Source organism: Streptomyces sp. CB02261 (assembly GCF_001905665.1).
GTDB lineage: Bacteria > Actinomycetota > Actinomycetes > Streptomycetales > Streptomycetaceae > Streptomyces.
The window spans coordinates 61705-85411 of record NZ_LIVX01000004.1; the positions used below are offsets into that span (position 1 = coordinate 61705).

Consider the following 23707-nt stretch of genomic DNA (forward strand, 5'->3'; position numbering starts at 1 on the left):
GGCACCGCCGTCCTGGCGCTCCCCGGCCTGCCGACGTGGGCGCTCTTCGCGATCCTCCTCGCCGAGGGGCTCGTGGCCTCGCTGGGCGGCGGGGTGCGGTACGGGCTCCTGCACGAGATCCTCGACCGGGAGCGCTTCCTCCTCGGCCGCTCGGTGACGAACATGGCGGTCGGCGTCTGCCAGATCGCCGGCTTCGCGGCCGGCGGCGCCCTGATCGCCCTGCTCTCGCCGCGCGGCGCGGTCCTCGCCGGCGCTGTCCTGTACCTGTCCGCCGCGATCCTCGCCCGCACCGGGCTCGGGGCGCGTCCGCCGCGCGCCGCCGGACGCCCCTCGGTCGCCGCGACGTGGCGGACGAACCGGCGGCTGTGGTCCTCACCCGCCCGCCGCCGCTGCTACCTCGCCCTCTGGGTGCCCAACGGGCTGATCGTGGGCTGCGAGTCGCTCTTCGTGCCGTACGACCCCGAGCGCGCCGGGCTCCTCTTCGCGTGCGGCGCGCTCGGCATGCTGGTCGGGGACACGGCCGTCGGCCGCTTCGTGCCGGCGCGGCTGCGCGGCCGGATCCGCTTCCCGCTCCAGGCGCTGCTCGCGGCCCCGTTCCTGGTGTTCGCCCTGGACCCGCCGCTGCCGCTCGTACTCCTGGCGGTGACGGTCTCGGCGGTCGGGTACGGGGCGAGCCTCCTGCACCAGGAGCGGCTGATGGCCCTGGTGCCGGAGGAGCTGAGCGGTCACGCCCTCGGGCTGCACTCCTCGGGGATGCTCGCCCTGCAGGGGGTGAGCGCGGCGCTGGCTGGCACCCTCGCCCAGTACACGTCACCGCGTACGGGGATGGTGCTCCTCGCCCTCGCCTCGCTCACCGTGACGCTCCGGCTCGCGCGGGCCGACCGCGGGGCCGGCGGGGCGCCGTCTAGCGGGGCGCCGTCGAGCGGTGCACGACCGTGTCCTCGCACGGACCGTCGGCGAACAGCTTGAGCGCCTCCATCTCGTCCTTGTCGACCGACAGGCCCCAACGCAGCTTCGTGCCCACCCACTCGCCGACGTAGCGGCAGTACCGGGCGTTCTCCGCGGGCACCCATTCGGCGGGGTCGCGTCCGGCCTTGTCCTTCTGGCTGCGGGCGGTGACGGCGACGAGGGTCGCGGGCGCGCCCTGGTCGTTGGCGTACTTCTCGCGCCGGGCGGCCGTCCAGCCGGACGCCCCCGACCGCCAGGCCTCTTCGAGCGCGACGAGGTGGTCGACGCGGAGGAGGGCCGGGTCGGTGACGTTCTGTCCGTCGTAGTACGAGGTCCACGTGCCGCCGGTGAGGACGCAGTCCGTGCCGGTCTTCGGGGCGTCGACGGCCTCGGCGACGAGGACCTCGGCGCGGGTGTCGCAGCCGTCCGCCGGGTCGAGACCCTTGTTCCAGTGGCGGAACGCCGACTTCGTGTAGCCGGCCGGCTCCTCGGCGGCCTCGGGGAGTTCGGCGAGCGCGTCGGGAAGGAGGACGACGCCGGCGGAGAGGGCGGGGGAGGGGACGGCGAGCGGGGACAGGATCAGGGCGAGCGGCGCGAGACCACGCATCAGGTTCTTGATCATGTACGAGTGGATAGCGCCGGTCGCGGGGCGCACGGGAACCGAATCGCGGTGCGCTCGCCCGACCGGGTGTGGATCTTCACCGCAGAAACGATGCGCTGCGGGTCCGGCCGCCGCGTACCTCCGTACACACGGAGAAGAGCGCGGAACCAGGGACCGTAAACCTGGTTCCGCGCTCTTCCGTCTTGTGACCGCCCGACGGCACGAGGCTGGCGCGACAGGACGTTCGCGCCGCCGGGCGGTGGCTCGGGGGGAGGAGGAGGGTTCCTTCCGGGAAGGCGCCCCCACTGGGGCGTTGGGACCGCGGCGGTGCCGACGGGCGTCACGACCGTCCCCTTCTTTCAGGTCAAGAAGGAGGGCCCGCGCCCTTACCACCGCACTGGCTCGGCGCCGCCGCGGTCCTCACGCTTGTCCGGATCGCCGGCCACCCCTCATCCGGGTCGGCGATCCGGACCACGTACGGCACTGACCTCCCGTCAGGTGCCGTACGCAGTCTGGGTGGTGCTGGTCGGTCAGTCCTCGCGCAGGGCGCGGACGGCCTCGGCGACGCGCTTGCCGTACTCCGGGTCGGCTGCGGCGAAGTGCGCGAGGTTCTTCTCGATGACGTCCTCGCGGGACACCTGGGACAGGCCGCCGGCGATGTTGGCGATCAGACGGCCCTTCTCGTCCTCGGACATCAGCCGGTAGAGCTCACCGGCCTGGAAGAAGTCGTCGTCCTTGGTGTGCTGGGGCGCCTCGTGGGTGCCGGTCCAGCCGTGGATCGCGAGCGGGGCGGAGAGCGCCGCGTCGGTCTGGGCCGGGCCGTGGTACGAGTTGGGCTCGTAGTTCTTGTCGTAGCGCGAGCCCTGGCGGGTGGCCATGAGGCCGTCCCGGCCGTAGTTCTCGGCGACGGTGGCCCGGGGGGCGTTCACCGGGAGCTGGGTGTGGTTGACGCCGAGGCGGTAGCGGTGGGCGTCCGCGTAGGCGAAGAGGCGGCCCTGGAGCATCTTGTCCGGCGACGGGCCGATGCCCGGGACGAAGTTGTTCGGGGAGAACGCGGCCTGCTCGACCTCGGCGAAGACGTTGTCCGGGTTGCGGTCGAGGACCAGACGGCCCACGCGCTGCAGCGGGTAGTCCGCGTGCGGCCACACCTTGGTGAGGTCGAAGGGGTTGAAGCGGTAGTCCACGGCCTCGGCGGCCGGCATCACCTGGACGTACAGGGTCCAGGAGGGGTTCACGCCCCGCTCGATCGCCTGGAGCAGGTCGGTCTGGTGCGAGTTGGCGTCCTTGCCGACGAGCTCGGCGGCCTGGTCGGCGGAGAGGCTGCGGATGCCCTGGTTCGTCTTGAAGTGGTACTTGACGAAGAAGGCCTCGCCCGCCTCGTTGGTCCACTGGTAGGTGTGCGAGCCGTAGCCGTTCATGTGACGGTACGAGGCGGGGATGCCGCGGTCGCCCATGAGCCAGGTGATCTGGTGGGTCGCCTCGGGGGAGTGCGCCCAGAAGTCCCAGACGTTGTCCGGCTCCTGCTTGCCCGTGAAGGGGTCGCGCTTCTGCGAGTGGATGAAGTCGGGGAACTTGATCGGGTCCTTGATGAAGAACACCGGGGTGTTGTTGCCGACGAGGTCGTAGTTGCCCTCTTCGGTGTAGAACTTCAGGGCGAAACCGCGCGGGTCGCGGACCGCGTCCGCGCCGCCGAGCGAGTCGGCCACGGTGGAGAAGCGGATGAAGGTCTCGGTCTTCTTGCCGACCTCGGAGAGGAAGGCGGCCTTCGTGAAGCCGGTGACGTCGTCGGTCACCTCGAAGTAGCCGTACGCGCCGGAGCCGCGGGCGTGGACCACGCGCTCCGGGATCCGCTCACGGTTGAAGCGCGCGAGCTTCTCCAGGAGGTGCTGGTCCTGGAGGAGGAGAGGGCCACCGACGCCGGCGGTGGCGGAGTTCTGGTTGTCGGCGACGGGGGCGCCGGACTCGGTCGTAAGCACGCGCTTCGACATCGTGACCTTCCGTACGGGAGCTCTGCAGACGGTGCGAGGAGCGTAAATTCGGCTCGAACATAACGTCAACAGTTTGTTGAAAAGGAAGTGTGGTGTCCCGGTCGGCGGCGGCGCCTGGGCGCGACAGGACAGTTGTCAGCGCCGCCGCCGACCGGAGATCTGGGCCCCGTCGTGACGGGGCGGTGGGTCAGACCTGCTGGCCGGAGAGGCGCTCGACGGCGCGCAGCAGGGCCGAGTGGTCCAGGCCGCCGTCACCCTGGGCGCGCAGCGAGGCGACCAGCTGTGCGACGACCGCGCCGACCGGGAGGGCCGCGCCGACGTTGCGGGCGGCGTCGGTGACGATGCCCATGTCCTTGTGGTGCAGGTCGATCCGGAAACCGGGCTTGAAGTCGCGGTTCAGGAAGTTGTCCTTCTTGCGGGTCAGGACCGTGGAGCCGGCCAGACCGCCGTTGAGGACGTCCAGGGCGGCCTGGAGGTTCACGCCGGACTTCTCCAGGAAGACCACGGCCTCGGCGCACGCCTGGATGTTGACCGCGACGATCAGCTGGTTGGCGGCCTTCACCGTCTGGCCGGAGCCGTGCGGCCCGCACAGGACGATGGTCTTGCCGAGGGCCTCCAGGATCGGCAGGGCCTCGTCGAAGTCGGCCTGCTCGCCGCCGACCATGATCGACAGCACCGCCTCGATCGCGCCGGCCTCGCCGCCGGACACCGGGGCGTCCAGGACGCGGATGCCCTTCTCGGCGGCGTTCTTGGCGAGGTCGACCGAGGTCTGCGGGGTGATCGACGACATGTCGACGATCAGCGCGCCCTGCCGGGCGTTCTCCAGGATGCCCTCGGGGCCGTAGGCGATGGCCTCGACCTGCGGGGAGGCGGGCACCATCGTGACGATGACGTCGGCGTCCTTCACGGCCTCGGCGATCGACGCGGCGGCCGTGCCGCCGGCCTTCGCGAGCCGGTCCAGCTTGTCCTGCTCCAGCGTGAAGCCGGTGACCTGGTAACCGGCCTTCAGCAGGTTCTCGGACATGGGCGAGCCCATGATGCCGAGGCCGATCCACGCGACCTTGGGAAGATTGCTCATGGTGAGGGTGCCTCTCGGAAAACTGGTGGTACGGGGAGGGGGTCGGCCGGTCAGCGGGCCGCGCGGGCCTCGGCGGGGAGCCACTCGAAGGACGCGGCGGCGTCGGCCGCCTTGTACTCCAGGCCGATCCAGCCGTCGTAGCCGGCCTTCTTCAGCTCGTCGAGCAGCTGCTCCAGCGGGAGGGATCCGGTGCCCGGGGCGCCACGGCCCGGGTTGTCCGCGATCTGGACGTGGCCGGTCTTGGCGGCGTACTCCGCGATGACCTGGCTGACGTCCTCGCCGTTCATCGACAGGTGGTAGATGTCGAGGAGGAACTTGGCGTTGCCGAGCCCGGTGGCCGCGTTGACCTTGTCGACGACCTCGATCGCGGAGGGGGCGCTCACCAGGGGGTAGAGCGGCGACTCCGGCTTGTTGAGGGTCTCGATCAGCAGGATCGCGCCGATCCGGTCCGCCGCGCGGGCGGCCAGGACCAGGTTCTCCAGGGCGAGGGCGTCCTGGATCTGCGGGTCGACGCCGTCGACGCGGTTCCCGTAGAGCGCGTTGAGCGCCTTGCAGCCGACCGAGGCGGCGAAGTCGGCCGCGACCTCGATGTTGGCGCGGAAGCGGTCCGACTCGTCACCGGGCACGGAGAGGGCTCCGCGGTCCGGGCCGGGCAGCTGCCCGGCGTAGAAGTTCAGGCCCACCAGCTGGGTGCCGGCGTCCTCAAGGGCCTTCTTGAGGGCGTCGAGCTCGCTCTGCTCGGGGGTGGCGGTGTCGATCCAGGGCCACCACAGCTCGACCGCGGTGAAGCCCGCCGCGGCGGCGGCCGCGGGGCGCTCCAGGAGCGGGAGTTCCGTGAAGAGGATCGACAGGTTCACATCGAAGCGCTGGTCCGTGCCTGCGCCTACTGAGAAGCGGGCCATGAGGGGCGGCGCTCCTTCCGTATAGCGGAAGTAAGTTTCTGTCTGACGGAATGTTGCAAGGCGGGCGGCGCGCTTGTCAAGAGGTCCCCGCAGGTCCGGGGCTCCCGCGCGGCCGAGCGGGGCCGTAGCGTGGGGCCATGGTGCGTTTGAGAGTGGAGTTCACGACCGAGCCGTTCGACCTCGACGAGGCACCGGCACACGCGGTCGTGGCCCGTGAGGTCATCCAGTCGGCCGAGCTGGACGCGGTCGACGTCGGTCCCTTCGGCAACACGGCGGAAGGCGGCGCCGACGCCGTGCTCACCGCCGTCGACGCGCTGCTGCGCTCGTCGCTGGAGGCCGGCGCCACCCGTGTCTCGCTCCAGGTCAACGTCATCGGGGAGGACGAGAAGTGAGCGAGCACCCCTTGGTCGCTGCGGTGAAGCCCCTGGTCGACGCCATGGGGGCGGAGGTGCTGGTCCCCGCGCAGGCGGAGGCCGACGACGTCGTCCTGTCCTGGGAGGGCGAGGACGTGATCGCCGTACGGCTGCCCCAGCTGTCCGACTCCCTCGATCACATCCTGGCGGCGATGGAGCGGCGGCACGGGATGCCGCTGGCCGAGCTCGACCGGAAATCCAAGCAGGAGGTCGTCCGGCTGCTCGAGGCGCGCGGCGCCTTCTCGGTGCGCCACGGGGTGGAGACGGTGGCGGGTGCACTGGGTGTCAGCCGCTTCACCGTGTACAACTACCTCAACAGGGAGACCGCCCTGAACAGGGAAAAGGCTCCCAAGGGCGACTAGTTGATCATGTGTGACCACAAGCCGTCGTCCGGATGTCGGGACGACGGCTTTTGTGTGGCCGAGTTTTCAACAAAGTGTTGACGTTGTGTTGCGGAGGGCGTTAGCTATCCGCAGCCCGTCCGACGCACAGCGAAAAACAGCCACGGAGGCTTCCCGTGACTTCAGGTACGACACCGGGCCTCACCCGGTTCAACACCTCGGCGGACAGCGAGGCCGTCGCCGCGCTCCACGAGGTGTGTTCCAGTTCGGCGTGGGGGAGCAAGATCCTCGCCCAGCGCCCGTACTCCACCGCCGAAGCTCTCTTCCTCGCCAGTGACGCCGCCATGGCCGAGCTGACCGCCGAGGACCTGGCCGAGGCGATGGCGGGGCACCCGCCGATCGGTCGTCCGAAGGCAGGGGACCCGACCTCCTCCCGCGAACAGAGCGGGATGGCCGGCGCCTCCGCGGAGCTCAAGGCCGAGATGCTCGAACTCAACCTGGCCTACCAGGACACGTTCGGACACGTCTTCCTCATCTGCGCCACCGGCCTGACCGGCGAGCAGATGCGCGACGCGCTCCGGCAGCGGATCGGCAACGCGCCCGAGGAGGAGCGGGAGATCGTCCGCTCCGAACTGGGCAAGATCAACCGCATCCGGCTGACCCGACTCGTAGAGACCACCGAGGAAGAGAGCTCCGCATGAGCACCGACACCACCGCCTCGGTGTCCACCCACATCCTGGACACCAGCATCGGCCGCCCCGCCGAGGGCGTCGCCATCACGCTCGCGGCCCGCAGCGGCTCCGACGCGGAGTGGGTCGCGCTCGGAGGTTCGGCCACCGACGCGGACGGACGGTGCAAGGACCTGCCGGCGCTGCCGGAGGGCACCACCCACGTACGGCTCGACTTCGAGGTCGAGACGTACTTCGCCAGCAAGAAGCAAGCCGAGGCGCAGCAGGACGCCCCCCGCGTAAGGGACAGCGGTGCGTTCTTCCCGGAGGTGGCGATCACGTTCGCCGTCACGCCGGGCGAGCACTATCACGTACCGCTGCTGCTCAACCCGTTCGGCTACTCCGTATACCGAGGGAGCTAGCAGACATGCCCACGATTCTCGGCCAGAACCAGTACGGCAAAGCAGAGAACCGCGTCGTCAAGATCACGCGGGACGGCGACACCCACCACATCAAGGACCTGAACGTCTCCGTCGCCCTCTCCGGCGACCTCGACGACGTCCACCTCTCCGGCTCCAACGCCCACTGCCTCCCCACCGACACGACGAAGAACACCGTCTTCGCGTTCGCCAAGGAGTACGGCATCGAGTCCGCCGAGCAGTTCGGCATCCACCTCGCCCGCCACTTCGTGTCGAGCCAGGAGCCGATCCACCGGGCCCGCATCCGGATCGAGGAGTACGCCTGGGACCGGATCGCCACCTCCGAGGCCAACTCCAAGTTCATCGGCTCCGACGAGGTGAACCACTCCTTCGTCCGCCAGGGCCAGGAGACCCGCGTCACCCAGATCACCTACGACGGCACGAACTGGGAGGTCATCTCGGGCCTCAAGGACCTCGTCGTCATGAACTCCACCAACTCGGAGTTCTGGGGCTACATCAAGGACAAGTACACGACGCTCCAGGAGGCGTACGACCGCATCCTGGCGACGCAGGTCTCCGGCCGCTGGCGGTTCAACTGGACCGACGACGAGCAGCGCATGCCCAACTGGGAGCGGTCCTACGCCGAGACCCGGAAGCACATGCTCCAGGCCTTCGCCGAGACCTACTCGCTCTCCCTCCAGCAGACGCTGTACCAGATGGCCTCGCGGATCATCAACCACCGCTCGGAGATCGACGAGGTCCGCTTCTCGCTCCCGAACAAGCACCACTTCCTGGTCGACCTCGAGCCCTTCGGCCTGAAGAACGACAACGAGGTCTACTACGCCGCCGACCGCATGTACGGCCTCATCGAGGCCACCGTCCTCCGCGACGGAGCCACGGCGCAGATCCCGGTCGACATGACCAACCTCTAAGCGGCATCTGAGTGACCGGCCCCGCCCGCCCGCAGTCGGGCGGGGCCGGTCCACCAGACCGGAGGGAACTCCCATGGCACTGCCCGCAAAGGGACCGGCGACCGCCGAAGGCCCGTGTCCCACCCCGCCGTCCACCCCCGGCCCTGCCCCGACCGAGTGCCACCCGGTGGACGAGAAGCTCCCCGCCTCGCGGCTCGTCCCCGCGGCTCTCCAGCACATCGCCGCCATGTACGCCGGCGTCGTCACCCCTCCGCTCATCATCGGCCAGGCCGTCGGCCTGGACGCCGCCGGGATGACCCGGCTCATCGCCGCGAGCCTGCTCATCGCCGGCTGCGCGACGATCCTGCAGACCCTCGGCGCCGGACGCTTCGCGGGCAACCGCCTCCCGTTCGTCAACGCCGCCTCCTCCGCCGGCATCGCCCCGATGCTCGCCATCGCCGAGACCAGCGCCCCCGGGCACCAACTCCCCGCCATCTACGGCGCGGTGATGGTCGCCGGAGTCTTCTGCCTCGCCGTCGGCCCCTTCTTCGGCAGGCTCCTGCGCTTCTTCCCGCCGCTCGTCACCGGCGTCGTGATCACCCTCATCGGGGTCACCCTGATGCCCGTGCCCGTCGGCTGGGCGCAGGGCGGCGACAGGACCGCCGCCGACTTCGGCGCCATGAGGTACCTGGCGCTCGCCGGCTTCACCCTCGTCGTCATCCTGCTCTTCCAGCGCTTCGGCAAGGGCTTCGTCAAGCAGATCGCCCTGCTGCTCGGCCTCTTCGTCGGCACCCTCGCCGCGATCCCCTTCGGGATGGCCGACTTCTCCGCCCTGCGCGAGGCGCCCGTCGCGGCCCTGCCCGCCCCCTTCGCCTTCGGCACCCCCGAGTTCCAGCCCGCCGCGATCCTCTCCCTGTGCATCGTGATGCTGGTCCTGATGACCGAGTCCAGCGCCGGCATGCTCGCGCTCGGCGAGATCTGCGAGCGCCGCAGCGACGGCCGGACCATCACCCGCGGCCTGCGCACCGACGGCATCGCCACCCTGCTCGGACCCGTCTTCGGCGGCTTCCCGACCTCGGCCTTCGCCCAGAACGTCGGCGTCGTCTCGCTGACCCGGGTGCGCTCCCGGTACGTGGTCGCGGTCGCCGGCGGCGCCCTGCTCGTCCTCGGCGCCTTCCCCGTCCTCGGCGCGGTCGTCTCCATGGTCCCGATGCCCGTCCTCGGCGGCGCCGGCATCGTCCTCTTCGGCTCGATCGCGGTCAGCGGCATCCGGACCCTGTCGGAAGCCGGACTCGACGACAGCTCCAACATCATCCTGGTGGCCGTCGCCCTCGGAGCGGGCATCATCCCGCTCGCCGCGCCCACCTTCTACACGGACTTCCCGGCCTGGGCGCAGACGGTGCTCGGCTCGGGCATCAGCGCGGGCGCGCTCGTCGCCGTCCTGCTCAACCTGTTCTTCCACCACCTCGGCACCCGGAGCCGTCAGACGGCTCCGGCACTCAAATCCTCCTAGGGTCCTGCCGTGCCCACTCCACCCCAGAGGAATGAAGGAACCACCGCCATGGCAGCACCTTCGGCAGCCCAGCGCATCGTCATCGAGAACGCGGCGATCGCGACGGTCGACGCGCACGACACCGAGTACGCCTCCGGCCATCTCGTCGTCGCCGGCAACAGGATCGAGTCCATCGGTGCCGGCCAGGCTCCCGAGGGCCTGGAGAACGTCGTCCGGAGGATCGACGCCTCCGGGCACCTGATCACGCCCGGTCTCGTCAACACCCACCACCACTTCTACCAGTGGATCACCCGGGGCCTCGCGACCGACCACAACCTCTTCGACTGGCTCGTCGCGCTCTACCCGACCTGGGCCCGGATCGACGAGCAGATGGTGCGCGCCGCCGCCCGGGGCTCGCTGGCGATGATGGCCCGCGGTGGTGTCACCACCGCCATGGACCACCACTACGTGTACCCGGTGAACTCCGGTGACCTGTCCGGGGCCATCATCGGTGCCGCCTCCGACATGGGGGTGCGCTTCACCCTCGCCCGCGGCTCCATGGACCGCAGCGAGAAGGACGGCGGCCTGCCGCCGGACTTCGCCGTGGAGACCACCGAGGGCGCGCTCGCCGCGACCGAGGAGACGGTGAAGAAGTACCACGACGCCTCCTTCGACGCGATGACCCAGGTCGCCGTCGCCCCCTGCTCCCCCTTCTCCATCTCCACCGAACTCCTCCGGGAGGGCGCGGCGCTGGGCCGCCGCCTTGGGGTGCGCATGCACACCCACGGCTCGGAGACCGTGGAGGAGGAGAAGTTCTGCCACGAGCTCTTCGGGATGGGCCCGACGGACTACTTCGAGTCCACCGGCTTCCTCGGCGAGGACGTGTGGATGGCGCACTGCGTCCACATGAACGACTCCGACATCGCCGCCTTCGCCCGCACCAAGACCGGTGTGGCGCACTGCCCCTCCTCCAACGCCCGCCTCGCCGCCGGCATCGCCCGCGTCCCCGACATGCTCAAGGCCGGTGTACCCGTCGGCCTCGGCGTCGACGGCACCGCCTCCAACGAGTCGGGCGAGCTCCACACCGAGCTGCGCAACGCCCTCCTGATCAACCGCCTCGGCGCCCACCGCGAGGCCGCGCTCAACGCCCGCCAGGCCCTGCGCCTCGGCACCTACGGCGGCGCCCAGGTCCTCGGCCGCGCCGACAGCATCGGCTCCCTCGAAGCCGGCAAGCTCGCCGACTTCGTCCTCTGGAAGATCGACGGCCTCGGCCACTCCACCATCGCCGACCCGGTCACCGCCATCGTCTTCGGCGCGGCGGCCCCGGTCACGGCCTCCTTCGTCAACGGCCGGCAGATCGTCGAGAACGACCGCCTGCTCACCGTCGACGAGGACACCATCGCGCGCGAGGCGCGCGAGGAGGCGCAGCGCCTGGCCCGCATCGCGGCCCAGGGCTGACCCTCCCCATGGAGTCCGACCGAGGGGGACGGCCCTCGGTCGGTCGCCGCGGACCCGAGCGGGGCCCGCGGCAGCCCGACCGGGAGGTGCCGTACGCAGAAGACGTACGGCGCCTCCCGGGACGGTGACATCCGCCCGCACCCCCACCGGGCACCCCGTCCCCCGCGCCGAGCCTCCCCCCGCGCGCACCGCACCACCCCCGCAACGAGCCGCACCTCCTGCACCTCGCACCGCATCGCACCACCTCCCTGAACCCCGCGTCGCCGCCGACGTGTAACCGACCGGAGGAACCGCCGTGGCCGCCAAGCCCCAGGTTCGCAATGCACAAGACGCAGGCTCCGCTCCCGACGACCGAGAGACGCATCCGGTCGACGAGACGCTGCCCCCAGTGAAGATGCTCACCAGCGGCCTCCAGCACGTGGCCGCCATGTACGCGGGGGTCGTCGCCCCGCCCCTGATCGTGGGAGCGGCCGTCGGCCTCTCCGGCACCGAACTCACCTTCCTGACCGGCGCCAGCCTCTTCACCGCCGGTCTCGCCACCTTCCTCCAGACGCTCGGCGTCTGGAAGATCGGTGCCCGGCTGCCGTTCGTCAACGGCGTCACCTTCGCCGGCGTCGCCCCGATGCTCGCCATCGTCGACACCACCGACGACAAGGCCGACGCCCTCCCCGTGATCTTCGGCGCGATCATCGTGGCCGGACTCCTCGGCTTCCTCGCCGCCCCCTGGTTCTCCCGGCTCGTGCGGTTCTTCCCGCCCGTCGTCACCGGCACCGTGATCACCCTCATAGGCGTCTCCCTCCTCCCGGTCGCCTTCGGCTGGGCCCAGGGGCCCAACCCCCAGGCCGAGGACTACGGTTCGACCACCTTCCTCTCCCTGGCCGCGATCACGCTCGTCGTCGTCCTGCTGCTCCGCCGCTTCACCCGCGGCTTCCTCAAGCAGATCGCCGTCCTCGTCGGCCTCGTCATCGGCACCCTCATCGCCATCCCGTTCGGCGTCACCGACTTCTCGCCGGTGACCGAGGCGGACATCGTCGGCTTCCCGACCCCCTTCCACTTCGGCGGCCCCCAGTTCGCCCTCGCCGCGATCATCTCCATGTGCGTGGTCATGCTGGTCTCCATGACCGAGTCGACCGCCGACATGCTGGCGCTCGGCGAGATCGTCGAGCGGCCCGCCGACGAGAAGACCATCGCGGCCGGGCTGCGCGCCGACACCCTCGGCTCCGCGATCAGCCCGCTCTTCAACGGCTTCATGTGCAGCGCCTTCGCGCAGAACATCGGCCTGGTCGCCATGACCCGGATCCGCAGCCGCTTCGTCGTCGCCTGCGGCGGCGGGTTCCTGGTCCTGATGGGCCTCTCGCCGGTCGCCGCCTCGCTCATCTCGGTCGTCCCCCGGCCGGTCCTCGGCGGCGCGGGCGTCGTCCTCTTCGGCTCGGTCGCCGCGAGCGGCATCCAGACCCTGGTCAAGGCAGGCCTGGAGAAGGACAACAACGTCCTGATCGTGGCCGTCTCCCTGGCCGTCGGCATCATCCCGATCACGGCGCCGGAGTTCTACCACGCCTTCCCGGAGACCGCGAAGATCATCCTGGACTCCGGCATCTCGACCGGCTGTGTCGCGGCGGTCGTGCTCAACGTGGTCTTCAACCACCTGGGCAGGGGCCGGGACGACGACGAGGTGACCGCGCCGATGGAACCGGGCGAGGACATCTCCGGCAGCCACACGGCGAAGGCGGCGCACGTCCACTGAACCCGCCCGTCGCCCCACCGCCCGCCCCGGTCCCCGCGCACGCCGCGGGGCCCGGGGCCGTGGTGCTCGTCAACCCCAACACCTCCGCCGCCACCACCGCGATGATGACCGTCCTCGCCCGCCGCGCCCTGGGCCCCGCCCTCCCGGTCCGCGGCGTCACCGTGGCCCGGGGACCGCGCATGCTCACCGAGCCGGCCGCCCTGCGCGCCGCGGCCCCCGAGGTCCTGGCCGCGGGCCTCCGCGCCACGGCCGGCGGCGGTTGCGCGGGGCTCCTGGTCGGTGCCTTCGGCGACCCGGGTGTGGCGGCGCTGCGCGCGGCGGTGGACGTCCCCGTCGTGGGCATCGGCGAGGCGGCCCTCAGGGAGGCCGCCGCCGACGGGACGCCCTTCGGGGTCGCCACCACCACGCCGCTCCTGGCCGCCGCGGTCAGCGACCAGGTGTCGGCCCTCGGCCTCGCCGACCGGTTCACCGGCCTCCGCCTCACCGTGGGGGACGCCGCGCGCCTCTCCGCCGATCCGGCCCTGCTCCTCGACCGGCTGGAGCTGGCGGTCCTGGCCTGCGCGGAACGGGACGGCGCGGAGGCGGTGGTGATCGGCGGCGGCCCGCTGGGCGAGGCGGCGGAGGAACTCCGGTCCCGCTGCCCGGTCAGGATCGTGGCCCCGATCCCGGCCGCCTGTCGAGCGCTCACCCGGCTGCTGCGCCTCTGACGGCCCCGGGCCCGGGCGAGGTGACGGTCACTCAGCCACGCCGCGCGACGGCCACGGAAACGAGCCACGCGGTCCCGAGCCGCGCGCCGCCCCCGGAACCACGCCGCGAGACCGCCCCGGAGCCGCCCCCCGGCGCCGTTCACCGTTCCACCGCGATCCGGCGGCGGCATTCGTCGGTCAGCGCCGGGTACGCGGCTGCGATCGCCTCGTACAGACGCCTCCGTAGCAGCCGTTCGGCCTCGCCCCGCCCGGTCTCCCCGTACAGACCGTCGAGCAGCACCTCGTACCGCGACAGGACGTGCCGCAGATAGGTCACCTGCCACCGCACGAGGGCCCCCGCGGGTGCGCCGCAGGGCCCGTCCCCGGGGGCGCCCGGCCTCCGTGCCCCGAGCAGTTGCCGGTGGCGGACGGCCCGGCGCTCCAGTTCGGGTCCGGGGAGCCGGGGCACCTCGATCGGTTCCGCGCGGATCGCGGCGAGCACGGCGCCCCGTCGCCGCTCGGCGTAGGCCGCGGCGGCCGAGGAACGGGCGGGGGCGAGCGCCGAGGTCTCGGCGAACTCCGGTGTCCGCTCCACGGTCTCGACCCGGGCGAGGAGGTAGAGCCGCAGCGGCGCGAGGGACCAGCGGCGCGGATCGCGCCCCTGCACGTCGGGCGTGCCGAGCAGGTCCCGCACCATCGAGTCGGTCCACCCCCGGCGGCGTACCCCGGCGAAGCTCACATAGGTCGTACGGTCCGTCATGATTCCCCCAGAATCGACTACGGAGAGTGATGTTCTCAGTGAAGCGCACGCCACTGACAACGCCCCTCTTGCCGTGATCGGCCCGGCTGTGCGATATAGGTCTGGACCTTTTCGACGGACCGCTCCGGACGGAGGCCGCCCCCGTGCAACGTCCGCTCGCCCGCAGCCTGTTGGCGCCCCTCGCACTCGTCGGCACGCTCGCCCTCGCGGGGTGCTCCGGCGCCGCCCCCGTGGTGAAGGACACCCGCGCCCCCACCGCCCCCGCCGGGGTCACCGCGACCGCCGGCAGCGCGAGCACCGTCCACGTCATGTGGAGCGCGGCCACCGACGACCGGGCCGTCACCGGCTACACGGTCTTCAGCGAGGGCCGCAGGGTCAAGGACCTCCCCGCCACCACCCTGATGACCGACATCGTCGGACTCGCCCCCGCCACCCCCCACCGCTTCACCGTCCGGGCCCGCGACGCCGCCGGCAACGCCTCGCCGCCCAGCGCCACCGTCACCGCCACCACCCTCCGCGCCGCCGCCGAGGACCGCACGCCCCCGACCACCCCGACCGCCCTCCGCGCCACGCCCGACGGCGGTCGCGCCGTCACCCTCCGCTGGTCCCCGGCCAGGGACGACACCCGGGTCACCGCGTACGACGTCTACCAGGCCGACACCCGCATCCACACCGTGCCCGGCACGACCACCAGCGCCCGCGTCGACGGCCTGCGCCCCGGCACCGCCTACGCGTTCACCGTCCGCGCCCGCGACGCCGCCGAGAACTCCTCCCCGGACAGCGCCCCCGCCGACCTCACCACCGCCGCGTCCCCCGGCGCGCCCCCGAACACCGCCCCCACCCGCCTCGCCGTGACCTCGGCCCGGAGCGAGGTCACCGTCACCTGGACCCCACCCGACACCGGCGCCCCGGTGACCCACCACGAACTCCACCTCGACGGCCGCTTCACCACCACCATCATCTGGGGCACCGCCCCACCCCCCGGCCGCGCCACCTACACCTTCCCGGTCCAGGACCCCCCGGGCACCCGCTACACCGTCACCCTCCGCGCCCGGCTCCCCGACGGCACCTGGGGCGACTTCTCGGCACCGCGCACGGTGGTCGTGCGCTGACGCCGCCGTCCGCCCTGGCCGTGACCGCCGTGACCCGCCATGTCGCGCACCCGTCCCGCCTGCGTCGTACGCCCGATTCGTCCCCTCGGAACTACTCTGGGAGCGTGGCCGAGACCGTTCTGACCAACACCGGGCTCGACAGCTTCCTCGACGGAGCGCCCGAGCGCCGCGATCCTGTCTTCGTCCGTGCCGCCGAGGCGGTCCTCGGACTGCTCGCCCTCCGGGGCGCCGACCGGGGGAGCGGAGTGCCCGAGCCGACTCCCGCGCTCGTCCGGCAGCTGCTCGTCGAGGACCTGCCCACCTTCGTGTACGCGGCGCCCGGGGAGCTCGACGTCTACCCGGCCGTCCTCCGCGAACTCGCCGGACGGTTCGACGGGGAGCTGCCCGAGCGGGTCGCCGCCGTGGTCAGCGAGGCCGGGCCCGACTTCGAGCGGGCCATGACCGACCCCGGCAACCTCACCTGGCAGCGCTGGTACGCCTCCCTGCTGCGGGCCTGCGGCGCCGACCTCGGCGACCCCGAGGACGTACGGCGCCGGCTCACCGCCCTCGACGGGGCGCCGCTCCCCGACGGGGTGCACCGGGCCGATCTCATGGGGCGCACGGCCCTCGCGGACGTGCTCCTCGCCGAGGCCCTCACGCGCGCGTACGTCCGGGACGCCGAGAAACCGCCCGCCGCCGGGCCGCTGCTGACCGACCACGACGTCGCCACGGGCATCGGGCGGGTCGCCGCCGCCCTCCAGGACCGGTGGACCGCCGCCGGTCTCACCGAACAGCTCGCCGGGCCGTACGCGCAGTTCGCCCCGGGACCCGACGCGTTCCCCCATCTGGTGCTGGCCGACGCCCTTCTCGACGAGCACCTGGACCACTACGGCGACATCGGCGTCCCCGCGCCTCCGCCGCCCGCCATCGAGGCCGGGCCCGTCGAGGAGGACGCCGACACCCTCATCGCCGCCGTCGAGGAGCTGGCGGAGGAGGAGTTCGAGCCGTACGGCGGGGAGGCGCCCCACCTCCTGTACGTGGTCTACCGGCGCGGCTGCGCGCCGGAGTCCGTCGCCCGCAAGGCCGCCGAGTACGAGGACTGGTCCGTCGACCCGGACCTGGAGGACGTGGCCGTACCCGTACCGGCCGAGGCGCCCGAGGAGTACGCGCTGCCGCCCCTGCCCGAACTCGTGCGGCTCCTCGGCACGGCGGGGGCGACCGAGGCCGACCGGGCCGGTCTGGAGGAACCCGCCCGCGAGCTGGCCGGCGTCATCGACCGGCTCGCCGCCACCGGCCTGGTCTTCCGCGCCGGCGACGCCTTCGGGCTCACCCCGCGCGGCGCGGGCGTCGTGCGGTACCTGCTCGGGGTGCGCGGGATCGCCGCTCCCCGCGCCGCCGACGCCCGGGGATGGGCGGCGCCCGAGCTGGTCGCGGCCGCCGCCGGCTGGCCCCGGCCGGTCGCCGCGCGCGTGCTCGCCGACTGGCTCCACGCGCGCGGGGGGACCCCCGACGCCTGGTCGCAGCTGCTGGCCGCCCTCGGCACGGTCCACGCCGGCGGCTCCGACGCGGCCGCCGTCCGTGGGCTCTTCGCGGCCCTCGACACCACCACCGCCCCGCCCGAGGCCCTGCGCGGCGCCCTCCGGGACCCGGTGATCGGCGCGTACGCCCACCAGGCCCTGCGCCTGCGGGGCGAACCGTCCGACCTGGTCCAGGTGGGCACCTCGGCGCGGGCGCTCTACGTCCTCGACGCGCTGCCCGCCAAGAAGGGCCCCCTCGAAGCCCGGCGCACCGCCTTCGACACCGCGGCCGCCGCCTGGCCGGGCGGATCCGCCGCCCTGGTGCGGGCGATGACCGAGGCGGACCACCACGAGACGGAGCGGGTCCTCGGCCCGCTCGGTCTCGTCCCCTCGTGAGGCCCTGGCTCAGCCCGCCGTGAGGTACATCCCGGCGGGACCCGACCCCGCCGTGTTGCGGCAGCTGTGGTTGCCGGTGGGGCGGGCGTGGATGAGGGCCAGGCAGCGGCCGAGGGCCTGCTGGCCGTAGGCGTTCGGGTGCATGGACTCCTGGACGAGGCCCTGGGTGCTCTGGCTGTCGATCCACCGCGCCCATTCGCTCGTCGTGCCCGACGCGGGCGCGGTCGCGGTCACCTGACGGCTCGCCTTCGCGCAGACCTCACGGCCCTGGAGCGCGTCCCGCAGGTCCATGAACTGCACGCCCTTGGCGGCGGCGACGCCCTTCAGACGGTTGGCGAGCTGCGGGACGAGGGAGTCGCGGGCCCAGTCGGAGTCGGCGTTCCAGAAGGGGCAGCCGCCGGTGTTCGTCCGGGCCCAGCCGCTCTCGGCGTACCGGTTGTCGGCGGCGCGCGGGATGGGGGAGGGGTACGACTGGAGGACGATCCGGTAGTCGGACGAGCCGTAACCGGCGGCCGTCATGACGGCCCTGATCTCGTCGACGGAACGGGAGACGTCCGCCATGACGCCGTCGATCTTCGCGTCGACCTCGGCCTGCTGGTCGTCGTGGCAGTACGAGTACCAGACGATGTAGTCGGTGGCGCAGCTGGTGATGATGTCGGCGAAGCCGAGGTCGTTGCCGCCGACGGAGAGCGCGATCAGCTCCACGTCGTGCGAGGCGGCGACGGCGGCGAGGCGGTCGGCCTGCGGGGCCTCGCCCTTGTAGGCCTGGCCGCCCTGGGAGGCGCGGATGACGTTGTCGGTGGTCGCGCCCGAGCAGGCCAGGTTGATCAGGGAGCTCGCGATCGGTCCGGCGCTGAGCACCTCGGAGGTGTCCGAGCGGTGGCAGCCGCCGGCGGTGCTCCCGTAGACCCGGGAGGGGGCGTATCCGCTGCCCGTCCAGGCGCGGTCGGTGCCGTTGCGGCTGCCGGAGTTGGTGAGGCTGTTGCCGAGCCAGCGGCCGGCCTCGCCGGAGATGTAGCTGTCGCCCATGGCGACGACGGCGGTGGGCCCGCTGCCGTTGGACGCCTGGGCGGAGGGGGCGGCGACGGAGGCGAGCCCGGCGGCGGTACACAGTGCCAGGAGTGCGCGCAGCGCACGGTGGGGGGTCGAAGGCATGGCTGTGCTCCTGCGGTACGCAGTGACGTGGGGGACAGCCGCCGGCCGGTGGCATGGCGGAATCTCGCACGCGCCGACTTGTTACCGCTAGGTAGCTGCACGTCTCGGTTGCGTCACGGCACCTGTGGCACACCAGGGCGGGCGACGCGGCACGGAACAGGGCTCTGCCCCCGGTGCCTGTGCGGGCACCGGGGGCAGAGCCCCGTCCTGTGAGCTGTCCGGCCGCTGTGCGGTCAGCCGACCAGCTGTTCGTACGCGGGCAGCGTCAGGAAGTCCGCGTAGTCCGCGTCGAGGGAGACGTGCAGCAGCAGGTCGTGCGCCTGCTGCCACTTGCCGGCCGCGAAGGCCTCCTCGCCGATCTCGGCGCGGATCGCGGCCAGCTCCTCGGCGGCCACCGTGCGGGCCAGCTCGGGGGTGGCCGTCTCGCCGTTCTCGAAGACGACGCCGGCGTTGATCCACTGCCAGATCTGCGAGCGCGAGATCTCGGCGGTGGCCGCGTCCTCCATCAGGTTGAAGATGGCGACGGCGCCCAGGCCCCGCAGCCACGCCTCGATGTAGCGGATGCCGACCTGTACGGCGCTCACCAGACCGGCGTAGGTCGGCCTGGCGTCCAGCGAGTCGATGGCGATCAGGTCGCCGGGTGCGACGGAGACGTCCTCGCGGAGGCGGTCCTTCTGGTTCGGCTTCTCGCCGAGGACGGCGTCGAAGGAGGCCATCGCGATCGGCACCAGGTCGGGGTGGGCGACCCAGGAGCCGTCGAAGCCGTCGCCGGCCTCCCGGTCCTTGTCGGCCTTGACCTTCTCGAAGGCGACCTTGTTCACCTCGGCGTCCTTGCGGGACGGGATGAACGCCGCCATGCCGCCGATCGCGTGCGCGCCGCGCTTGTGGCAGGTGCGCACGAGGAGTTCGGTGTACGCGCGCATGAACGGGGCCGTCATCGTGACCGCGTTGCGGTCCGGCAGGACGAACTTGGATCCGCCGTCACGGAAGTTCTTGACGATGGAGAAGAGGTAGTCCCAGCGCCCGGCGTTCAACCCGGCGGCGTGGTCGCGGAGTTCGTAGAGGATCTCCTCCATCTCGTACGCGGCCGTGATGGTCTCGATGAGGACCGTGGCGCGGACGGTGCCCTGCGGGATGCCGACGTAGTCCTGGGCGAAGACGAAGATCTCGTTCCAGAGGCGGGCCTCCAGGTGCGACTCCGTCTTCGGCAGGTAGAAGTACGGGCCCTTGCCGAGGTCGATGAGCCGCTGGGCGTTGTGGAAGAAGTACAGGCCGAAGTCGACCAGCGCGCCCGGCACCGGGCGTCCGTCGAAGGTGAGGTGACGCTCCTCCAGGTGCCAGCCGCGCGGCCGCATGACGACCGTGGCGAGCTGGTCGGCGGGCTTGAGGGCGTACGACTTGCCCGAGCGCGGGTCGGTGAAGTCGATGTTCCGGCCGTACGCGTCGATCAGGTTGAGCTGGCCCAGGACGACGTTCTCCCAGGTCGGCGCCGAGGCGTCCTCGAAGTCGGCGAGCCAGACCTTCGCGCCGGAGTTCAGGGCGTTGATCGTCATCTTGCGGTCGGTCGGGCCGGTGATCTCGACACGGCGGTCGTTCAGCGCCGCCGGGGCCGGCGCGACCCTCCAGGAGTCGTCGGCGCGGATCGCCGCCGTCTCCGGCAGGAAGTCCAGGGTGGACGTGCGGGCGATCTCGGCGCGGCGCTCCGCCCGGCGGGCGAGGAGCTCGTCCCGGCGCGGGGTGAACCGCCGGTGCAGTTCGGCGACGAAGGCCAGGGCGGCCTCGGTGAGCACCTCTTCCTGACGCGGCAGGGGCTCGGCATCGACGACGGCCAGGGGGGACGGCGCTGGTGCGGACATGAACTGTCACTTCCTTCAGCGGACTTCACGGGCGGTGCCAGGCGGCCGCCGGGCGTCGCGGGACGGCACGGAGTGCCGCAGGCGCCGAGATACGGCCGCAAGCGCCTTCTCAACGAGCAGACGCTTCTGAACAGTGGATACTAGTTTCCTCATGGTGGAAGTTCAATGGTTTGTTGATGTCGAGATTCTCCGGATCGACAGACCATGGCGCTCGGTGCCAGGCCGTGCACGCCCCGCTCACTCCAGGTGGTCCAGATCCGCCTCCGTGTCGATGTCATACGGCTCGGCCACATCCGAACAGTCCACCGGCGTGATCGCATCCCGGTGCGCCCCCAGATAGTCCCGCGCGCCCCGGTCGCCCACCGCCGACGCGACGATCCCCGCCCAGTGCCCGGCGCCGAACAGCACCGGATGGCCGCGCTCCCCGTCGTACGAGGCGGCCGCCAGCGTGTCCCGTGAGCCGTACGCCCCCAGGACCCGGGACACCGCCTCCGCTCCGATCCCCGGCTGGTCGACCAGGAGGACCAGCGCCGCGTCCACCCCGCGCGGATCGGCGGCCAGGGACGCGAGTCCCGCCCGCAGCGAGGAACCCATCCCCTCCGCCCACGCGGGGTTGTCCACCAGGACGCACCCCGGCAGCTCGGCCCGCTCGCGTACGACCTCGGCCGACGCCCCCAGGACCACGTGCACCACCTCGCAGCCGGCCGCGCGCAGCACCCCCGCCGCGTGCTCGACCAGCGGCCGGCCCCGGTGCGACAGGAGCGCCTTGGGGCGCCCGCCGAGCCGCCGCCCGCCCCCTGCGGCGAGCAGCAGACCGGCGACGACGGGCCTTCGATCATTCACAGAAGTCATGGGGAGTGCATACCGCATCAGGCGGAATGACACGGTCGCCTGAATTCCGCCCTCCAAGGGTGGCGCGCCGGGGTGGCGAAGGAGTTAACTGGCCCGCGACTCACAGCGCCGGGCACCGTCCGGCAGGCCCGCCCGAGGTGTGCGGTGAGTCGGGGGCAAGGCGTTCTGCGCACAGTGTCGTGCGAGGGGGAGAACCATGTTGCGAAGCGTGGGGCAGAGGCGAGTGACCGGCGAGGGCGTGGACCCCAGGGTGGCCGAACTGCGGTCCGCCGTGTCCCGGCTCAGGCGTGAACTCGCCGCCCACCGGGTCGAGTTCGCCGACCGGGGCATCGCCGAGGACGAGCTCGCCGCCCTGGACGCGATGGCACTCAGCGGCGCCCCGGAGGTACGGCGGCTGCGCCGCTCCCTGCTGCTCGTCGCCGGCTCCGTCGGCTCCGTCAGCGCCCTCGCGGAAGGCCTCGCCGGGGTCCGCCGCGCCGTCGAACTCTTCGGACCGCCGCCCGCCCAGGACGCCGGGCCTACCGCCTGAGCAGGACGCCGGGCCAACCGCCCGCCCAGGACGCCGGGCCTACCGCCTGATCAGCCGGCGTGCCGTCGCCGCCGCCACGGCCGCCGTGCGCGAGTCCACGCCGAGCTTCGCGAAGACATGCACCAGATGCGACTTCACCGTCGCCTGGCTCAGGAAGAGCGCCTTGCTGATCTGCTGGTTCGACAGACCCTCGCCGACCAGCTGGAGCACTTCCAGTTCCCGTCGGGTCAGCGCCTGCGCCGGGGTCCGCATCCGGTCCATGAGCCGGTGCGCCACCGCCGGCGCGAGCGCCGACTGCCCGGCCGCGGCCGTCCGCACCGCCGCCGCCAGCTCCTCCGGCGGCGCGTCCTTCAGGAGGTAGCCGGAGGCGCCCGCCTCCACCGCCGCCAGGATGTCCGCGTCCGTGTCGTACGTCGTCAGGACCAGTACCTTCGGCCCGCCGGGCGCCGCCGTGATCGCCGCCGTCGCCTCCGAGCCGTGCATCCCGGACCCGAACTGCAGGTCCATCAGGACGACGTCCACCCCTCCGGCGGTGGCCAGTTCCACCGCGCGCCCGGCGGTGGCGGCCTCCGCGACGACGGCGAAGTCCGGCTCCGTGTCGAGGACCGCGCGCAGGCCCGCCCGTACCACCGGGTGGTCGTCGGCGAGAAGAAGGCGGATGGTCATGGCTCAGGCTCCAGCCGGGAGAGGGAGGGAGACGGCGACGGCCGTGCCCTGGCCGGGCGCGGACTCCACCGTGAACATGCCGCCCAGCGACTCCGCCCGCGAGCGCATCGCCGGAAGCCCGAAACCGCCGTCGGACGACGGGCGCACGGACGCGGGCTCGAACCCCTCGCCGTCGTCGACCACGTCCAGGGTGACCGAGGCGTCCATGAACGACAGGGTGATCTCCGCCCGCGAGGCGCCCGCGTGCCGCACGGTGTTCGCGAGCGCCGACTGCGCGATGCGCAGCAGAGCCACCTCGTAGGGGGTCGGCAGCTCGACCGGCGTACCGCTCACGGAGAAACGCACCCGCGGCCCGCCCGACCGTTCGTAGACCCCCGACTCGGGTGCCGCCCCCGGCTCGCACAGCCGTTCCAGGGCCGCCGCCAGGGAGCCGTGCTCCAGGTCCGGTGGGGACAGGGCCCGGACGAAGCGCCTCGCCTCCGCCAGGTTGTCCTGCGCCGCCTGCCGCGCCCGGTCGATGTGGCCGGCGGCCGGGGAGCCCGGCGGCAGCGCCCGCTCGGCGGCCCGCAGCAGCAGCTGGATCGACGACAGGCCCTGCGCGAGCGTGTCGTGGATCTCCCGCGCGAGCCGCTCCCGCTCGGCGAGCGTCCCCGCGTGCCGCTCGGCCGCCGCCAGCTCCGCCCGGGTCGCGATCAGCTCCTCGATCAGCCGGCGCCGCCGCTCGCTCTCCCGGTACAGGGCCTGGTAGCCCAGGACCGTCGCCACCGCGACCGCCCCGCCGAGCAGCGGCCCGATGAAGACCCCGGGGTTGAGCGCGGCGCCGTGCCCCACGAACGAGAGGATCGCCGCGCCCGCCGTCAGCGCGACCACCGGCAGCGACCAGCGCACCGGCAGCAGATGCAGCTGGAGGAAGTAGAGGGGGAACGCCACCCACAGCGCCTCCGGGGTCAGCCAGAGCAGCGCCAGCCAGGACGCGCCCAGGACCGCCAGCCACACCGCGGCGGCCCGCTGCGAACTCCGTACGGACGGCAGGTACGAACCGGCCGCGTACACCGCGCCCGTCACCACCGCGAGCGCCGATCCGGCGGCCGAGTCCGCCCCTGCCGCCGCCAGGACGAGCAGGCCCGCCATCAGCAGATGCAGACAGAGGCGCAGCGCGCGCAGGACGGGCGTCGGGGGGCGCCGGGAGGGGTGGGGGGAGGGTTGCGGATCCATGTCCCCCCAGCCTAGACACGG

At 72.4% G+C, this 23707-nt stretch carries 23 protein-coding genes; 13 read left to right on the plus strand and 10 right to left on the minus strand.

The window, feature by feature from the left end:
- Positions 1 to 969 (plus strand): hypothetical protein (locus AMK29_RS13655; RefSeq protein ID WP_073813750.1); only part of this gene is annotated, 969 nt, incomplete at its 5' end.
- On the opposite strand, the gene AMK29_RS13660 is transcribed toward AMK29_RS13655, so the two are convergent.
- The 4 genes from AMK29_RS13660 to AMK29_RS13675 form a co-directional block, all read right to left on the minus strand.
- Positions 905 to 1570, minus strand: a complete 666-nt coding sequence (locus tag AMK29_RS13660; protein ID WP_073812355.1) for an HNH endonuclease — start codon at positions 1568 to 1570, stop codon at positions 905 to 907. The two genes, AMK29_RS13655 and AMK29_RS13660, sit on opposite strands and share 65 nt — an antisense overlap.
- Positions 1571 to 2079: 509 nt before the next feature.
- The gene (locus AMK29_RS13665; RefSeq protein WP_073812356.1) at positions 2080 to 3537 is read right to left on the minus strand and encodes a catalase; all 1458 of its coding nucleotides are present in this window, start codon (positions 3535 to 3537) and stop codon (positions 2080 to 2082) included.
- Between the two features lie 187 nt (positions 3538 to 3724).
- A complete protein-coding gene (locus tag AMK29_RS13670; RefSeq protein ID WP_073812358.1) occupies positions 3725 to 4615 on the minus strand; it encodes a 2-hydroxy-3-oxopropionate reductase in 891 nt (296 codons plus the stop codon).
- Positions 4616 to 4665: 50 nt separating this feature from the next.
- Positions 4666 to 5517 (minus strand): TIM barrel protein, encoded by an 852-nt coding sequence (locus AMK29_RS13675; protein WP_073812359.1) that lies wholly within the window; start codon positions 5515 to 5517, stop codon positions 4666 to 4668.
- Positions 5518 to 5657: 140 nt separating this feature from the next.
- On the opposite strand from AMK29_RS13675, the gene AMK29_RS13680 reads away from it, so the two are divergent.
- The 9 genes from AMK29_RS13680 to AMK29_RS13720 all read left to right on the plus strand — a co-directional run bounded on the left by AMK29_RS13680 (position 5658) and on the right by AMK29_RS13720 (position 13670).
- Positions 5658 to 5909 (plus strand): hypothetical protein, encoded by a 252-nt coding sequence (locus tag AMK29_RS13680; RefSeq protein ID WP_073813754.1) that lies wholly within the window; start codon positions 5658 to 5660, stop codon positions 5907 to 5909.
- A 44-nt stretch (positions 5910 to 5953) separates the two neighbouring features.
- Positions 5954 to 6292 (plus strand): helix-turn-helix domain-containing protein, encoded by a 339-nt coding sequence (locus AMK29_RS13685; RefSeq protein ID WP_073813752.1) that lies wholly within the window; start codon positions 5954 to 5956, stop codon positions 6290 to 6292.
- Positions 6293 to 6447: 155 nt separating this feature from the next.
- Positions 6448 to 6972 (plus strand): 2-oxo-4-hydroxy-4-carboxy-5-ureidoimidazoline decarboxylase, encoded by a 525-nt coding sequence (uraD, locus tag AMK29_RS13690; RefSeq protein ID WP_073812361.1) that lies wholly within the window; start codon positions 6448 to 6450, stop codon positions 6970 to 6972.
- Complete coding sequence (gene uraH / locus AMK29_RS13695) at positions 6969 to 7361, plus strand: hydroxyisourate hydrolase (protein WP_073812363.1); 393 nt, start codon at positions 6969 to 6971, stop codon at positions 7359 to 7361. The genes uraD and uraH overlap by 4 nt, the downstream gene beginning before the upstream one ends.
- A gap of 5 nt (positions 7362 to 7366) precedes the next feature.
- Positions 7367 to 8290: a factor-independent urate hydroxylase gene (pucL, locus tag AMK29_RS13700; RefSeq protein ID WP_073812364.1), complete on the plus strand. Its 924-nt coding sequence runs from the start codon at positions 7367 to 7369 to the stop codon at positions 8288 to 8290.
- A 73-nt stretch (positions 8291 to 8363) separates the two neighbouring features.
- A complete protein-coding gene (locus AMK29_RS13705) occupies positions 8364 to 9782 on the plus strand; it encodes a nucleobase:cation symporter-2 family protein (RefSeq protein WP_073812366.1) in 1419 nt (472 codons plus the stop codon).
- Positions 9783 to 9830: 48 nt separating this feature from the next.
- Entirely contained in the window at positions 9831 to 11219 is a 1389-nt protein-coding gene (locus tag AMK29_RS13710) for an 8-oxoguanine deaminase (protein WP_073812368.1), read from the plus strand.
- A 295-nt stretch (positions 11220 to 11514) separates the two neighbouring features.
- Complete coding sequence (locus AMK29_RS13715) at positions 11515 to 12963, plus strand: nucleobase:cation symporter-2 family protein (protein ID WP_073812369.1); 1449 nt, start codon at positions 11515 to 11517, stop codon at positions 12961 to 12963.
- 59 nt (positions 12964 to 13022) lie between these two features.
- The gene (locus AMK29_RS13720) at positions 13023 to 13670 is read left to right on the plus strand and encodes an aspartate/glutamate racemase family protein (RefSeq protein ID WP_079196877.1); all 648 of its coding nucleotides are present in this window, start codon (positions 13023 to 13025) and stop codon (positions 13668 to 13670) included.
- Positions 13671 to 13809: 139 nt separating this feature from the next.
- Here AMK29_RS13720 and AMK29_RS13725 read toward each other — a convergent pair whose 3' ends face one another.
- Positions 13810 to 14409 carry a hypothetical protein gene (locus AMK29_RS13725; RefSeq protein WP_073812371.1) on the minus strand — a complete coding sequence of 200 codons (600 nt, stop codon included), beginning with the start codon at positions 14407 to 14409 and terminating at the stop codon, positions 13810 to 13812.
- A gap of 143 nt (positions 14410 to 14552) precedes the next feature.
- Here AMK29_RS13725 and AMK29_RS13730 point away from each other — a divergent pair, with 143 nt between their 5' ends.
- Complete coding sequence (locus AMK29_RS13730; protein ID WP_073812373.1) at positions 14553 to 15521, plus strand: fibronectin type III domain-containing protein; 969 nt, start codon at positions 14553 to 14555, stop codon at positions 15519 to 15521.
- Between the two features lie 104 nt (positions 15522 to 15625).
- Positions 15626 to 17413, plus strand: a complete 1788-nt coding sequence (locus tag AMK29_RS13735; RefSeq protein WP_073812375.1) for a hypothetical protein — start codon at positions 15626 to 15628, stop codon at positions 17411 to 17413.
- A 9-nt stretch (positions 17414 to 17422) separates the two neighbouring features.
- Here the strand turns inward: AMK29_RS13735 and AMK29_RS13740 are convergent, their stop codons facing one another.
- From AMK29_RS13740 to AMK29_RS13750, 3 genes are all read right to left on the minus strand, one after another.
- A complete protein-coding gene (locus AMK29_RS13740; protein ID WP_073812378.1) occupies positions 17423 to 18568 on the minus strand; it encodes a GDSL-type esterase/lipase family protein in 1146 nt (381 codons plus the stop codon).
- Between the two features lie 233 nt (positions 18569 to 18801).
- Positions 18802 to 20424: a malate synthase A gene (aceB, locus tag AMK29_RS13745; RefSeq protein ID WP_073812380.1), complete on the minus strand. Its 1623-nt coding sequence runs from the start codon at positions 20422 to 20424 to the stop codon at positions 18802 to 18804.
- A gap of 237 nt (positions 20425 to 20661) precedes the next feature.
- Complete coding sequence (locus AMK29_RS13750) at positions 20662 to 21276, minus strand: nucleotidyltransferase family protein (protein WP_073813758.1); 615 nt, start codon at positions 21274 to 21276, stop codon at positions 20662 to 20664.
- 196 nt (positions 21277 to 21472) lie between these two features.
- Here AMK29_RS13750 and AMK29_RS13755 point away from each other — a divergent pair, with 196 nt between their 5' ends.
- Positions 21473 to 21805: a DUF5955 family protein gene (locus AMK29_RS13755; protein ID WP_073812383.1), complete on the plus strand. Its 333-nt coding sequence runs from the start codon at positions 21473 to 21475 to the stop codon at positions 21803 to 21805.
- Between the two features lie 39 nt (positions 21806 to 21844).
- Here the strand turns inward: AMK29_RS13755 and AMK29_RS13760 are convergent, their stop codons facing one another.
- Together AMK29_RS13760 and AMK29_RS13765 are read right to left on the minus strand one after the other, a co-directional pair.
- On the minus strand, positions 21845 to 22471 hold the full coding sequence (locus AMK29_RS13760) for a response regulator (protein WP_073812385.1): 627 nt from the start codon (positions 22469 to 22471) through the stop codon (positions 21845 to 21847).
- A gap of 3 nt (positions 22472 to 22474) precedes the next feature.
- Positions 22475 to 23686, minus strand: coding sequence for a sensor histidine kinase (locus AMK29_RS13765; protein WP_073812387.1), 1212 nt, complete (start codon positions 23684 to 23686; stop codon positions 22475 to 22477).
- Between the last annotated feature and the right edge of the window lie 21 nt (positions 23687 to 23707).

What these genes read in the sequence shown, in the direction of transcription:
- AMK29_RS13660 (WP_073812355.1), bottom strand. Translation starts at nt 1,570, where the DNA reads ATGATCAAGAACCTGATGCGTGGTCTCGCGCCGCTCGCCCTGATCCTG.
- AMK29_RS13665 (WP_073812356.1), bottom strand. Translation starts at nt 3,537, where the DNA reads ATGTCGAAGCGCGTGCTTACGACCGAGTCCGGCGCCCCCGTCGCCGAC.
- AMK29_RS13670 (WP_073812358.1), bottom strand. Translation starts at nt 4,615, where the DNA reads ATGAGCAATCTTCCCAAGGTCGCGTGGATCGGCCTCGGCATCATGGGC.
- AMK29_RS13675 (WP_073812359.1), bottom strand. Translation starts at nt 5,517, where the DNA reads ATGGCCCGCTTCTCAGTAGGCGCAGGCACGGACCAGCGCTTCGATGTG.
- AMK29_RS13685 (WP_073813752.1), top strand. Translation starts at nt 5,954, where the DNA reads ATGGGGGCGGAGGTGCTGGTCCCCGCGCAGGCGGAGGCCGACGACGTC.
- uraH (WP_073812363.1), top strand. Translation starts at nt 6,969, where the DNA reads ATGAGCACCGACACCACCGCCTCGGTGTCCACCCACATCCTGGACACC.
- pucL (WP_073812364.1), top strand. Translation starts at nt 7,367, where the DNA reads ATGCCCACGATTCTCGGCCAGAACCAGTACGGCAAAGCAGAGAACCGC.
- AMK29_RS13705 (WP_073812366.1), top strand. Translation starts at nt 8,364, where the DNA reads ATGGCACTGCCCGCAAAGGGACCGGCGACCGCCGAAGGCCCGTGTCCC.
- AMK29_RS13710 (WP_073812368.1), top strand. Translation starts at nt 9,831, where the DNA reads ATGGCAGCACCTTCGGCAGCCCAGCGCATCGTCATCGAGAACGCGGCG.
- AMK29_RS13725 (WP_073812371.1), bottom strand. Translation starts at nt 14,409, where the DNA reads ATGACGGACCGTACGACCTATGTGAGCTTCGCCGGGGTACGCCGCCGG.
- AMK29_RS13740 (WP_073812378.1), bottom strand. Translation starts at nt 18,568, where the DNA reads ATGCCTTCGACCCCCCACCGTGCGCTGCGCGCACTCCTGGCACTGTGT.
- aceB (WP_073812380.1), bottom strand. Translation starts at nt 20,424, where the DNA reads ATGTCCGCACCAGCGCCGTCCCCCCTGGCCGTCGTCGATGCCGAGCCC.
- AMK29_RS13750 (WP_073813758.1), bottom strand. Translation starts at nt 21,276, where the DNA reads ATGACTTCTGTGAATGATCGAAGGCCCGTCGTCGCCGGTCTGCTGCTC.
- AMK29_RS13755 (WP_073812383.1), top strand. Translation starts at nt 21,473, where the DNA reads ATGTTGCGAAGCGTGGGGCAGAGGCGAGTGACCGGCGAGGGCGTGGAC.
- AMK29_RS13760 (WP_073812385.1), bottom strand. Translation starts at nt 22,471, where the DNA reads ATGACCATCCGCCTTCTTCTCGCCGACGACCACCCGGTGGTACGGGCG.
- AMK29_RS13765 (WP_073812387.1), bottom strand. Translation starts at nt 23,686, where the DNA reads ATGGATCCGCAACCCTCCCCCCACCCCTCCCGGCGCCCCCCGACGCCC.